Raw genomic sequence first — 13,059 nt, 5'->3', positions numbered from 1 at the left:
TGAATATCTTCTTCAGTTACTGAATAAAGAAATGAGATTTTTAGAAAAGTTTTAACTGCATAGTCTTTATTGACTATGACATTATTATACTAGGGGGTAAATATATGTGTGGAAGATTTTTGCTTGATAGTAGTATTGAAGAGATAATAAGGACTTATAGAATATATATAAGGGAAATTGATGGGTTTGATAAAGGGGACTATTATCCTTCACAAAAAGCACCTATTATATTCGAAAAAAAGGAAAGGACTATTACATTAGCACAATGGGGATTTCCTTATGGCGATAAAAAGGGACTTGTTATTAATGGAAGAGCAGAGACTATAATGGACAAACCTATGTTTAAGAATGCTTTTTATAGTGGAAGATGTATTATACCTGCTAATCTTTTTTACGAGTGGAAGGATGAAGGACATAGAAATAAGGTTAAGCATAAAATAAGTTTACAAGATAGTAGTTTGATTTTGCTTGGAGGCATTTACAAAGTTTCTATTGATGAAGATTCAAACAAACAGTTAATCTTTGTTATAATAACTACTGAAGCTAATGGGAATATGAAAACTATACATTCAAGAATGCCTCTTTTAATAAAGAATGATATGGTAAATACCTGGTTAAAGAACAGCACTTCTGTGGAAGTTTTAAAAGAGGTATTAAAGGATAACAGGGACAACAAACTTATTGTTGAAAGAGCTGAAGATGAAAGCTATCAACAATTAAGGATGTTTTGAGAAGTTTTTAAGATAAATTTATTCAAATTAAGGTCAGTATATGATATATAGAAGAAAGGATGATTTAATGTATATTGGTTGTCATTTGACTATTGCTAAAGGTTATAAGAAAGCAGCAGAATTGGCTTTGGAAGTAGGAGCTAATGTTTTTCAGTTTTTTAGTAGAAATCCTAGAGGTTCATCTTCTAAAGAATTGGATATGGAAGATATAGAAGGAATGAAAAAAGTATTAAAGGAAAATGATTTTGGGCCTTTACTTGCCCATGCTCCATATATTATTAATTTAGGGTCTCATAAGGATAGAATTTATGGAATGGCCAAGGGAATATTGAAGGAAGACTATGAAAGGTTAAACGAGATTTCTATACCCTATTTCAATTTTCATCCAGGGAATCATGTAGGGAAAGGGGCCAAGTATGGAGTCCAGAGGATCACAGATGCATTAAATGAAATAATTAGAGGAAATGAAACCACAATGCTTTTATTAGAAACTATGTCTGGAAAAGGGACGGAAATAGGACGTGATTTTGAAGAAATTAAAGCAATAATAGATGGAGTAAAGTATAATGAATTGGTAGGGGTCTGCCTTGATACCTGTCATATTTACTCAGCTGGTTACGATATTGTTAATGATTTAAATGGAGTATTAGAAGAATTTGATACCATAATTGGGTTAGAAAAATTGAAAGCTATCCACTTAAATGACAGTATGATGGAATTCGATAGTAAAAAGGATAGACATGCTAAAATAGGTGAGGGTACTATAGGGTTTGAAGCTATTGAAAATATTATTAACCATCCAGATTTAAGGGATTTACCGTTTTACTTAGAGACTCCCAATGAGCTAGAAGGATATAAAAAAGAAATAGAGCTATTAAAAAAACTTAGGAATTAGAAAAATAACATTTCTTATTATCAAATTATTATCAAACGTTAATTTATTATATATGTTATAATGATAGTTATATTATCATAAAGGAGATATGATTATGAGAAAAGATAAACTAATGATAGAAATTTGGGGAGATATAGTTGAAATTAAATCTCTAGTAATATCTATAATTATTTCTGGGACTACAACTATGGGTGCTTATTTTCTAGCACCATCTAATAATCAAACAAAACAACTATTTTTTGGTTTAGTAGGTGCAGTTTTGGGTTTTGCTATATCCACTTTATTAATCAAGCCAAAGCGCATCATTCTTCTGGAAGAAGAAACCAAAGATAAATAAGGAGAACTATTAGCTATGAATACAATACTTATTATTCAAATGATTTTAACAGCTTTGGTCGCTGTATTTATATATACAATTATTGGGTTTATTCCTGGGACAGATGAAACATCGGTACTAATGCCTATAACTTTAACGGTGGTTTTGGCTGGCACACCGCCTATAATTGTGTTAACATTCTTTATTGCTGCAATTGTTACTTTGAATTTAATCAATGCCATACCAACAGCATTGGTAGGTTTACCAGGTGGTGTAATGTCTAGCCCAATGTTAGAACATTCTTTGTTCTTGAAAGAAAAGGGAATGTCAGCAATAGTCATCAAGAAGATGGCAGTAGGATCTTTAATTGGAACAGTTATATCAATTCCTATTGCTTTAATTCTTGCAAATATTTTAGCTCCTTATGGAGAGAAAATAAAGATTTTTGCACCGCTATTGTTCTTTTTGGGGGCAATATTTTTATCCTTAATTGGTAAAAACAAAATACTATCTATACTTAGCATTATGCCATTGGCATTATTGTTTATGGGATTAAGACATTTATACTGGGGAATAGGGATTGTGCCAGGAGACGTAAATATTACAACATCTTTCTTCCTTGGTATTACAATCGGTCCTTTAATCGTTTCTTTATTTACACTTTTGAACAAAACAAAACGACAATCTATGGTAGCTGAAGATGTGAAAAGAATAGTAATACCGAGTGAGGCCAGAGGAAGTAAAACACTAAATCCCTTTAAAATACTAACGAAAGAAGAAATAAAAAATGCATCTATTTCAGCTTTAATTGTAAACTTTTTATTCGTACTTAGTCCTGTAGGATTGACTATTTTATTTGGAGAGGCAGTTGCAAACAGGATGAAAGATCCTACAAGTAAGGCGACAACAGCCATTACCACTATGAGTGCTTTAGGTCAAGCAACTTATCTTTCAGGGATCATCATTCCTTTAATGGCTATAGGACTTCCTTTATCACCAACTGCCATTGGACCAGGTGGGGCGTTATTTAATGCTCCCCCTGTTTTTACAGTTGAAAACAATTTACACCATATATTAGATAAATGGGAATTTATTGTTGCTATATTAATTGGTGCAGTAATTGCAGTAACGATAACTTATTATATTACTAATAGATTTGCTGGTAGAATTTCAACCTTTGTCCTAAGAAAAATACCTCATGAAGCAATTTTAGGTCTATTTATTTCATTTATTCTTTTATTAGCATATATGGATGCAGGACTAATAAATATTTTTGGGGTATTACTAATAGGCATCACTTGTGGTACATTGAACAAATTAGGGGTTAGTTATGGAATACAGTTTATGACTTTATATGCAGCCCCTTGGATAGTAGAAAAGATTATTTTATTTTAAGACTTATGAAGAAGGAGTATAATATGGAAAACAAAACTACAATAGGAACTGCTATAGGTAAAATAATTCTAATTGGGGAGCATGCTGTTGTATATGGACAGCCAGCTTTAGCCATACCCTTTCCGGAAACAAAAATACAAACTATTATTAATAGAAAAAAAGGCCCTATAACATTGGATTGTTTTTTTTATAAAGGTTTATTTCATAATGCACCAGAAAGGTTGTCTGGTTTAACTACTATTATCAAGGAAATAGTAAATAGTTTCAATGAAGAATTAGAAGATTTTGACATAAAAATTATAAGCTCTATTCCACCAGAACGAGGAATGGGCTCTAGTGCTGCAGTAGCAGTTGCAACAGTTCGGGCTTTATATGATTTTTTTGATAAGCCATTAATAGACCAGGATTTGCTAAAATGGTCAAATATCTCTGAAAAAATAGTCCATGGAAATCCAAGCGGTATAGACACTGCAATCATTATAGGGGAAACTCCCCTCTATTACATTAAGGGGAAGGCCTTTGTTCCATTTCCCTTTAAATTGGATGCTTATTTAATAGTTGCAGATACTGGAGAACTTGGTCAAACCCAAGCTGCTGTTGCTAGCGTTAAAAAATTAATAGAATTTAATCCTAAAGAAGGAGAAAATATAATAAAACAACTAGGTATTTTAACTGATAATGCAAAAACTTCAATTAAAATAAATGATATAGTATCTCTTGGTAAAACTATGAGTAAAGCCCATACTCTATTGGATAAATTAGATGTCAGTAATGAAACACTAAATTATTTAGTTTCTGTAGCCGTAGAGAATGGGGCTTTAGGCGCTAAATTAACTGGTGGTGGTCGTGGTGGTTGTATGATAGCTTTAGCTGCTACCCAACAGCAGGCTAGATTTATTTCTAGTAAATTACTATGCAACGGGGCTAAAGACACCTGGATATATAATATGGGAGTTGATTTGCTGTGATAGTCAAGGGAAAAGCCAGGGCTCATGCGAATATTGCTTTAATCAAATACTGGGGAAAGAGAGATGATGAGTTGGTACTACCAATGAATAGCAGCCTTTCCCTAACTTTGGATTGTTTTTATACAGAAACAGAGGTAAATTTTAATGATGAAATTGAAAAAGATTATTTTTATTTGAACGATAAGATCCAAGATGAAGCTGGCACCAAAAAAATAAGTGATTTTTTAGATTTGTTCCGTAATTCTACAGGAATTAAGTCGCCAGCAGTGGTGAAAAGTACTAATTATGTACCTACTGCTGCTGGACTGGCTTCATCTGCTTCTGGATTTGCTGCATTAGCAGCTGCTGCAAATGTGGCCAGTGGATTGAATCTAGATAATAAGGAATTGTCAATATATGCAAGACAAGGTTCTGGTAGTGCAACAAGGAGTATTTATGGTGGTCTCGTGGAATGGAGAAGAGGAATATCAGAGAAAGATTCCTATGCTGTTCCTATAGATGATGCTAAATGGGATATTGGAATGGTTGTTGTAATAGTAAATGCAAAGGAAAAATTGATTTCCAGTCGTGAAGGGATGAAACTGACAGTTGAAACTTCACCTTTTTATACTAGTTGGGTGGAAAGCGCAGAAGAAGATTTAAAACAGATTAAAATTGCAATTAGTAAACGAGATTTTGAACAAATGGGGTTGATTGCTGAAAGGAATAGCCTAAAAATGCATGCTACCATGTTAGGGGCCAATCCACCATTATCCTATTGGGAACCAGATAGTGTTACAGTAATGCAAATAGTACGTGAATTAAGAGAAGAAGGTATTCTCTGTTATTTTACTATGGATGCAGGACCTAATGTTAAAATACTTTGTAAGCTATCGGAAAGTCATATAATAAGGGAAAGATTAAAACAAGTATTTGAAAGCGAACAAATAATTGTGACTGGACCAGGCCCAGGAGTTACTATTCTTTAGAAGGAGATGTACAAATATGATTAGAACTTATGCACCAGGCAAATTATTTATTGCTGGCGAATATGCGGTAGTTGAACCAGGTTATCCAGCAATTTTAGTAGCAGTTGATAGGGGAATTGTGGTTTTATTAGAAGAAATGTTGGAACGGGGGAGTATTAGTTCCTATGGCAATTTACCCAGATTCTGGTCAAGGGAAAATGGTAAACTGATCTTAGATAAAACTGATAGCCGTTTCTCTTATATAATATCTGCTATTAATATTGTTGAAACCTATGCCAAAGAGCAAGGTAAAGAATTAGACTATTATCGTTTAGAAGTAGCTAGTCAATTAGAAACTAATGAAGGAAAAAAATATGGATTGGGTTCTAGTGCTGCCATTATTGTGGCTACAATAAGGGCTTTATCTAAGCATTATGAACTTGGAGTATCAGATAAGGAGCTATTTAAACTATCTGCCTTAGCTAATTTAGCTATAAATAGCAATGGTTCCTGTGGTGATATTGCAGCCAGTGTTTACGGGGGCTGGATTGCTTACACTACCTTTGATAGAAATTGGGTATTAGAACAACTTAAGGATAGTACAATTACTCAATTATTAAACAAACCATGGCCAAGCCTTTCCATTGAACCCTTGACACCTCCAGAAGGATTAAAATTAACGATTGGTTGGACAGGTGCTCCAGCTAGTACTTCTAATTTGGTAGCTCAAGCTAATGATAAACGAACTGAAAATAGTATCTCCTATGAAAAATTTCTGCATGAAAGTAAAAAATGTGTAAATGAAATGATTATTGCTTTTAAAGAAAATAATGTTAAGCAAATTCAAAAACAAATACAGGTCAATCGACAACTCCTAGTTAATATGGGTAATAATTTAGGTATCGTTATAGAAACACCTTTATTAACGAAATTATGCAATATAGCATTAAAATTCAAGGGTTATGCAAAATCATCTGGTGCTGGTGGAGGAGATTGTGGTATCGCTGTTTTTCAAAATGATAAGTATTTGCTCCCATTGATAGATGAGTGGAAAAAAGCAGGAATAACTTATTTACCATTGGAGGTATATGATGGAGATAGAAGTTTTAAACCTAGATAGTAGAGAAATTTAATTTTGCAAATATCAACGATGAATTTAGCTCTTGGTAAGGAGGTTCTAATGAGAGAATTAAATGAAAAATTGTTAAAGATAAAATCTGACATGAGAGAAAAAGAAAGACTTCTTAGAATGCTAGATAATGCAGAGGGACAAAGAAGAGTTTTAGAAAGAAAAAAAGCTGAGCTTTATGAACAGTTAAAAAAAGAAGAACTAGACGTTGAAAAGCTTGAAAAAATATCTATTACTAATTTTATTAATACCATTACTGGGAGAAAGCTTGAAAAGCTAGAAAAAGAAAAGAAAGAAGCCGTTGCAGCAAAGCTAAAGCTTGATACTGTAAATGAAGAACTTAAGAATTTAATAAATGATATTGAAAGGATAGAAGGGAATATACGGAGGTTAGGTAATTTAGAAAGTGAATATAGAACTATAATAAATAAAAAAGAGAAACTTCTCATATCAACAGATGCTGAAATAGAAAACAGATTGGACAGAATAATAGAAGAAGAATCTTTTTTTATAGATAAGAAAAAGGAGATTGAAGAAGCAATTGCAGCTGGAAGAAAGCTTTTGATTTCACTTAGGCAAATTAGTAAAAGCCTACAGTCTGCAAGCAACTGGGGAACATGGGATATAATTGGTGGAGGCATAATTGCAACAATGGCTAAGCACTCAAGGATAGATCAGGCTAAAGCAGAAATATCTAGAACTCAGTCATTGCTTTCAAGGTTTCATAGAGAATTAGAAGATGTTGGTGGAAAAGTGGAGGTTAATATTGAAATAGGCTCATTTTTAACTTTTGCAGATTTTTTCTTTGATGGAATATTTGCAGACTTAACAGTTCAGTCTAAAATAAGAGATGCAGAAGATAGGATAATGAATACAACAAATAAAGTCAATAGCATAATGAGAAGATTGGAAGCAGAACTTGATGAGACCATCAGTACAATCGAAGATTTAAATAACGAAAGATTAAATATTATAGAGCAGGCTTAAAGTATGGAGAAATGATGATATATACATGTTTACTTTGAGCAAGGAAGGAAACTAAAAATCTGTAAGCAAAACATCGACTGGTTGGGGCTGTTTCATAACTAATTAATTAGTTATGAAACAGCCCCATTATATTTATGAAGCAAAGACATATGACAATCAAAATTTGTATATTGACATGGTAGGTAAGTTTATCTATACTGTAATTAGTAGTTTACTAAACTACTAATCATATAGATGGAGGTAATAAGATGAAAATACCAACTACTTTAAAACATAAGCCAGTCATTGTTTCTGAGAATTATGAAAATGTCGATGGAAGAAAGTCTTATAATACAGATGCTAAGGGACTATCACTAGGCCTTGCCCAATGGAATGATAGAGGAAAAGTAGATATTTCAGCAAAAGTATGGAGACATACTGGGGATAAATGGTCTCGTCAATCAGAGGAGTTGCCTATGCACCGTGTTCTTGATCTTGCTATTTTGATTTGTAGAACAACTCTATATTTTCAAGAAGCATATCGTTTTCCAAAGTTATACGATCCTGACAATACATTGATCGACCGTATTGGCTTGCAAGGAGATGCCATGAGTGTATCGGTATGTGAAGAAAATGCTATGATTGATGAAGATATCAAGTTGTTTTCTCAGGTTCTTAGCACGGACGGAGAAATTATTGGAGAACGACTTCGTGTATTGTCTCGTTTATTAAAAGAAATGGGGTATTAATTTATGAATAGAAGGAAAGAACTTAAGACTTTATATAAAAATATGAAGTAAGATATGGGAATATTTATAATAAAATCTAATTTTAGCAATAAATGCTACATTAAAGGAACCCAAGATTTGAAGGGTGCCATAAAGAGCACAAAGTTTCAGCTGGATTTTGGAAATTACTCTAACAAAGAGCTTCAGAAAGAATGGAAAAAGCATGGAAGAAAAATTGTCTAAGAAAGATATGGAGTTTTATTAATACCATTTAATTAAAATAGAAGTAGAGGAGTTGCTAGTTTTATAGCGGAGAAGAGACGCATCTTATAAGCAATATAATAAATAGATTAAATAACAAATTTAGTACTAATCTTTCAGAATCTGAAAAATTAGCAGTAGAACAAATTAGAAATAATCTTAGAAAGGATAAAAACCTAAAGTTAAAGGCAAAGGTAAACTCATATGAAATGTTCAAACATGCATTTGAACCAACTTTTGATGATAGGGTCATAGAGGAATATAGCAAAAACAAGGAACTTTATGGTAGAGTATTATAGGATGAAAGCTTTAGAAACAAACAATGGAAATGCTTATATTTGATATATATAATTCATTTAAACAAGAAATGAGGCATGATTATGACAAAGTGGATTAGCGATTAGTGTTTGCTTTTAAGTAGGATTAAGCGAAAAAACAGCCTGAGAATTGGGCTGACATGGAAACCAGATATTAAGATGAATATCAGACAATAACAGTAGGGCCGGTTTTTATGCCGGCCCATATATATGTGCATTCTTTACATAGAATGCATGCAGGGAACAGCCCTGTGTTGTTTTTGAGTTATTATTATAAATTCGTAATAGCTTCCTTCAATGTATGCCAGGCTAATACCGCACATTTTACCCTAGCAGGCATATTGGAAATATTCTGGAGGACAATGGCATCTTCCAATGTCTCTAATTTCGCTTCATCAGTGACTTCTTTTTTTATCATTCCTATGAAGGTTTCTACTAGATTTAATGCTTCTTCTATGGTAATACCCTTTATTAAATCTATCATCATAGAAGTAGATGCTTGTGATATAGCACAGCCTACACCTGTAAAGGAGGCATCTTCTATTATATTTCCATTAAGTTTTAATTCTAAAGTAATATCATCTCCACAACTAGGGTTATGACCTTTTTCTGTAATATCAGGATTTTGGAGATGCTTTTTATTATGCCCACTTCTATTATGTTCCATAATAAGCTGAGTATATATCGAATTAAGATCCATAGCCAAACCACTTCCTTACGTTTTTTATTCCTTCAATAAATTGATCTATATCTTCCTTTGTATTATATATATAAAAGCTAACTCTAGAAGTAGCAGGGATGCCTAAATACCTCATAAGGGGTTGGGCACAGTGATGGCCTGCTCTAATTGCTACTCCATAGGAGTCTAGTATAGTTGCTATATCATGAGGGTGGATGTTATCTATAGTGAAGGATATTATTCCACCTCTCATGTTTAAATCCTTAGGTCCTTGTATATTTATATAGGGAAGTCTTAGCATTTTATCTAGGGCATATTCTGTTAGTATTTTCTCATGTGCTTCAATTTTGTCTATTCCAATTTTTTCTAAATATTCAATAGCTGCCTTAAGGCCTACAGCCCCTTCTACATTTTGGGTTCCAGCTTCAAATTTGTAAGGTAGGGGAGCGAAGGTAGCTTCTTGTTCATAAACGTATTCTATCATATCTCCTCCCATCATAAAAGGAGGCATTTTTTCTAATAATTCTTTTTTCCCATATAATACACCAATTCCCATAGGACCAAGCATTTTATGAGCAGAAAAAACAAAAAAATCTGCATCGATTTTTTGAACATCTACTTTCATATGGGGAGTACTTTGAGCTCCATCTACTACAACTACAGCTCCCATTTTATGGGCATAATTTATTATTTCTTCAATTGGATAGATAGTCCCTAGAGCGTTAGACATATGGGCGATACTTACTATTTTTGTTTTTGTTGTAATTTTATTTTTTATTTCATCTAAAGTAAGTCTACTTTCTTCATTTAAATACATATATTTTAATATGGCTTTTTTCTCTTTTGCTATCCTTTGCCATGGAAGTATATTGCTATGGTGTTCTGATATAGACAATACAACTTCATCTCCCTCATTGATAAATTCCTTTCCATAGGAATAGGCAATCAAATTTAATGATTCAGTAGTATTTTTTGTAAAGATAATTTCATCTATATATTTAGCATTTATAAATTTTTTAACCTTTTTCTTAGCTAAATCATAGGCTTCTGTTGCTGATATGCTTAGCTTATGGGCGCCTCTATGAGGATTACCATGAGATAGATTATTATATTCATCCATAGCTTTAATAACTTGAAGGGGCTTTTGTGTAGTAGCCCCATTATCCAAATATACTAGTCTATTACCATGAATTTTTTGGTTAAATATTGGGAAATCATTTTTGATTTCTTCTGGATTAATTTTCACCATCCATAAGTCTCCTCTCAATTTCATCAACTACTATATTTCGATAATTTTTATAAGGAATTCTATCAATTATTGGTCTAAAGGAGGCCTCAACAATTAATTTTTTTGCTTCTTTTTCTTTTAAGCCTCTACTCATAAGATAAAAAAGTTTATTTTCATTAATTTGTCCAGCACTTGCAGCGTGTTCTCCCTCTACGTCATCTTCATGGCATAATAGAGCTGGAATTGAGTTGGATTTCACAGTCGGGTCCAATAGTATTACATATTCTTCTTCTACCCCTTTAGAGAGTCTAGCTCCTTTTTTAAAATCTAGATTTCCTTTGAAGACCTTTCTAGCATGATCCATAAGGACACCTTTAGTTTCAATATTACTGATACTTCTAGCACCTTTATGGATCATGGAATATTCTAGATCTATTTTTCTCTTTCCATCTCCTAAATATATAGAGTAAAGGTTGGCTTCACTAGCCTCAGCTTCTAAAAAATTTGAATAATTTGAACTGCTAATGCCACTACCCAATTCGATAGAAATCCAATTTACCCGTCCTTGTCCCTTTACAATAGCAATATTTGAATCAAAATTATGGGATATATCATTCATTCTTTGGATTTTTATTATATTGATTATTGAGCTCTCTTTTGCGTAAATTTTAGTAAGGCCATTGTGGAAAGCCTCTACTTTTTCAGAAGAAGTATAATCCATAATAATGGTCCCTTCACTTCCTTTTTCAGCCACTATAATATTTTGATTTATAACAACAGGGTTTTCTTCATCCATATTAAACTCAATTTTAATAGGACTTTCCACTTTAACATTCTTAGGAATATAGAATATAATTCCACTATTATAGGATTCTTCTGTAAGGGATGTAAATTTTTCTCCTACTCCATTAAATTCTTTAGTATTTAGATAGTCAAATATAATTTCATTAATACCTTTGGTGATCTTTTCTAGAACTACTCCTTTAGGGAGTTTAGTTTTCAATTTTAGATAATCTTTTTTATAATCTATTATATTAGGAAATATATAGTTTTCTTTATCTATTATTTTCATTTTATCCCACCTATCCAATAGAGCCTTCTAGCTCGATATTTATTAAGTTATTCAACTCAACAGCATATTCTAATGGAAGTTCTTTGGTTATAGGTTCTACAAAACCTCTAACTATCATAGCTTTTGCTTCTTCTTCATTTATTCCTCTACTCATAAGATAAAATATAGCTTCATCGCTAATTCTGCCTATTTTAGCTTCGTGGCCTATATCTATATTATCATTATCCAATTTTATTACCGGTACTGTATCGGAAGCTGATTCATTATCCAACATCAAGGATTCACAGGAAACTGTAGACTTACAACCATAAGCATCTGGAGTTACTTTAAGTAGACCCCTATAAAAGGCATGCCCACCATTTTTAGAAATGGACTTTGAATTTATGGAGGAAGTAGTATGAGGGGCTGCATGAACAACTTTGGTTCCAGTATCTAGATATTGTCCAGTAGATGCAAAGGTTACTCCAGTAAACTCTGATTTTGCTCCTTCTCCTTTTAATATACTCATAGGGTATAACATGGTAACTTTAGATCCAAAAGAACCGGAAATCCACTCGATAGTTCCGTTTTTATCTACTATAGCTCTTTTAGTGTTTAAATTATACATATTTCTAGACCAGTTTTCTATAGTACTATATCTTAACCTGGCATTTTCCCGTACATATAGCTCTACACAACCGGCATGGAGATTTGTAACTCTGTATTGAGGTGCAGAACATCCTTCTATAAAATGAAGATTTGCTCCTTTTTCTACAATTATTAAAGTATGCTCAAATTGTCCGGCGCCTGGTGCATTTAACCTAAAATAGGATTGAAGGGGAATGTCTACATTTACACCTTCAGGAACATAAACGAAAGAACCTCCAGACCAAACAGCTCCATGTAAAGCAGCAAATTTATGATCATTAGGAGGAATTAATTGCATGAAATGCTCTCTAACTATATCTTCATATTGGTGAAGAGCAGTTTCCATATCTGTATATATAACTCCTTGGTCTACTAACTCCTGTTTAATATTGTGATATACAATCTCTGAATCATATTGAGCACCTACTCCTGCTAAGGATTCCCTTTCTGCTTGAGGAATTCCAAGCAGTTCAAAGGTTTTCTTTATATCTTCTGGCACATCATCCCAGCTATGTCCCATATCTGCATCAGGTCTAACATAGGTAATTATATTATCCATATCTAGGCCAGATAAATCAGCACCCCATGTTGGAACTGGTTTACTACTATATATTTCTAAGGATTTAAGCCTAAAATCGGTCATCCATTTTGGTTCATCTTTTTCTTTAGAAATTTCGATTATTATCTCTGGAGTTAATCCTTTATCCGATTTGTATCTGTAGGTAAATTTATTTTTAATATCATAAATACCTCTATCTACGTCTTCAATATAAGTTTTTCTTCTTTCCAAATTACTCACC

13 protein-coding genes are annotated in these 13,059 nt (G+C 32.8%); 9 read left to right on the top strand and 4 right to left on the bottom strand.

Annotated features, from left to right (window positions below):
• The first annotated feature begins 104 nt into the window (after positions 1 to 104).
• The 9 genes from C3E89_RS04115 (at position 105) to C3E89_RS04075 (ending at position 8,096) form a co-directional block, all read left to right on the top strand.
• A complete protein-coding gene (locus tag C3E89_RS04115) occupies positions 105 to 731 on the top strand; it encodes an SOS response-associated peptidase (RefSeq protein WP_236911218.1) in 627 nt (208 codons plus the stop codon).
• Positions 732 to 771: 40 nt separating this feature from the next.
• Positions 772 to 1,626: a deoxyribonuclease IV gene (locus C3E89_RS04110; protein WP_236911217.1), complete on the top strand. Its 855-nt coding sequence runs from the start codon at positions 772 to 774 to the stop codon at positions 1,624 to 1,626.
• Positions 1,627 to 1,720: 94 nt separating this feature from the next.
• Positions 1,721 to 1,963, top strand: a complete 243-nt coding sequence (locus C3E89_RS04105) for a hypothetical protein (protein WP_236911216.1) — start codon at positions 1,721 to 1,723, stop codon at positions 1,961 to 1,963.
• A 15-nt stretch (positions 1,964 to 1,978) separates the two neighbouring features.
• Positions 1,979 to 3,337, top strand: a complete 1,359-nt coding sequence (locus tag C3E89_RS04100; RefSeq protein WP_236911215.1) for a tripartite tricarboxylate transporter permease — start codon at positions 1,979 to 1,981, stop codon at positions 3,335 to 3,337.
• Positions 3,338 to 3,360: 23 nt separating this feature from the next.
• Positions 3,361 to 4,305, top strand: a complete 945-nt coding sequence (gene mvk / locus C3E89_RS04095) for a mevalonate kinase (RefSeq protein ID WP_236911214.1) — start codon at positions 3,361 to 3,363, stop codon at positions 4,303 to 4,305.
• On the top strand, positions 4,302 to 5,273 hold the full coding sequence (mvaD, locus tag C3E89_RS04090; RefSeq protein WP_236911213.1) for a diphosphomevalonate decarboxylase: 972 nt from the start codon (positions 4,302 to 4,304) through the stop codon (positions 5,271 to 5,273). Before mvk ends, mvaD begins: the two co-directional genes overlap by 4 nt.
• A gap of 16 nt (positions 5,274 to 5,289) precedes the next feature.
• Entirely contained in the window at positions 5,290 to 6,372 is a 1,083-nt protein-coding gene (locus tag C3E89_RS04085; RefSeq protein WP_236911212.1) for a phosphomevalonate kinase, read from the top strand.
• A 60-nt stretch (positions 6,373 to 6,432) separates the two neighbouring features.
• On the top strand, positions 6,433 to 7,368 hold the full coding sequence (locus C3E89_RS04080; protein ID WP_236911211.1) for a hypothetical protein: 936 nt from the start codon (positions 6,433 to 6,435) through the stop codon (positions 7,366 to 7,368).
• A 248-nt stretch (positions 7,369 to 7,616) separates the two neighbouring features.
• Entirely contained in the window at positions 7,617 to 8,096 is a 480-nt protein-coding gene (locus tag C3E89_RS04075) for a DUF6530 family protein (protein WP_236911210.1), read from the top strand.
• Positions 8,097 to 8,924: 828 nt separating this feature from the next.
• Here C3E89_RS04075 and sufU read toward each other — a convergent pair.
• From sufU to sufB, 4 genes are read right to left on the bottom strand one after another with little or no spacing between them, the layout of a single operon-like run.
• Complete coding sequence (gene sufU, locus C3E89_RS04070) at positions 8,925 to 9,353, bottom strand: Fe-S cluster assembly sulfur transfer protein SufU (protein WP_236911209.1); 429 nt, start codon at positions 9,351 to 9,353, stop codon at positions 8,925 to 8,927.
• Positions 9,343 to 10,572 carry a cysteine desulfurase gene (locus C3E89_RS04065; protein ID WP_236913437.1) on the bottom strand — a complete coding sequence of 410 codons (1,230 nt, stop codon included), beginning with the start codon at positions 10,570 to 10,572 and terminating at the stop codon, positions 9,343 to 9,345. Before C3E89_RS04065 ends, sufU begins: the two co-directional genes overlap by 11 nt.
• On the bottom strand, positions 10,568 to 11,632 hold the full coding sequence (sufD, locus tag C3E89_RS04060) for a Fe-S cluster assembly protein SufD (RefSeq protein ID WP_236911208.1): 1,065 nt from the start codon (positions 11,630 to 11,632) through the stop codon (positions 10,568 to 10,570). Before sufD ends, C3E89_RS04065 begins: the two co-directional genes overlap by 5 nt.
• A 10-nt stretch (positions 11,633 to 11,642) precedes the next feature.
• Positions 11,643 to 13,049, bottom strand: coding sequence for a Fe-S cluster assembly protein SufB (gene sufB / locus C3E89_RS04055; protein WP_236911207.1), 1,407 nt, complete (start codon positions 13,047 to 13,049; stop codon positions 11,643 to 11,645).
• Positions 13,050 to 13,059 lie beyond the last annotated feature (10 nt).

The sequence above is a fragment of the Clostridium sp. Cult1 genome, assembly GCF_021655095.1.
Classification (GTDB): domain Bacteria; phylum Bacillota; class Clostridia; order Tissierellales; family Tepidimicrobiaceae; genus Schnuerera.
This window is presented reverse-complemented; position numbering and strand designations above follow the sequence as displayed.

Bases quoted from the DNA above. Each gene is read 5' to 3' on its own strand.
- C3E89_RS04115 (WP_236911218.1), top strand. From the start codon at position 105: ATGTGTGGAAGATTTTTGCTTGATAGTAGTATTGAAGAGATAATAAGG.
- C3E89_RS04110 (WP_236911217.1), top strand. From the start codon at position 772: ATGATATATAGAAGAAAGGATGATTTAATGTATATTGGTTGTCATTTG.
- C3E89_RS04105 (WP_236911216.1), top strand. From the start codon at position 1,721: ATGAGAAAAGATAAACTAATGATAGAAATTTGGGGAGATATAGTTGAA.
- C3E89_RS04100 (WP_236911215.1), top strand. From the start codon at position 1,979: ATGAATACAATACTTATTATTCAAATGATTTTAACAGCTTTGGTCGCT.
- mvk (WP_236911214.1), top strand. From the start codon at position 3,361: ATGGAAAACAAAACTACAATAGGAACTGCTATAGGTAAAATAATTCTA.
- C3E89_RS04085 (WP_236911212.1), top strand. From the start codon at position 5,290: ATGATTAGAACTTATGCACCAGGCAAATTATTTATTGCTGGCGAATAT.
- C3E89_RS04080 (WP_236911211.1), top strand. From the start codon at position 6,433: ATGAGAGAATTAAATGAAAAATTGTTAAAGATAAAATCTGACATGAGA.
- C3E89_RS04075 (WP_236911210.1), top strand. From the start codon at position 7,617: ATGAAAATACCAACTACTTTAAAACATAAGCCAGTCATTGTTTCTGAG.
- sufU (WP_236911209.1), bottom strand. From the start codon at position 9,353: ATGGATCTTAATTCGATATATACTCAGCTTATTATGGAACATAATAGA.
- sufD (WP_236911208.1), bottom strand. From the start codon at position 11,632: ATGAAAATAATAGATAAAGAAAACTATATATTTCCTAATATAATAGAT.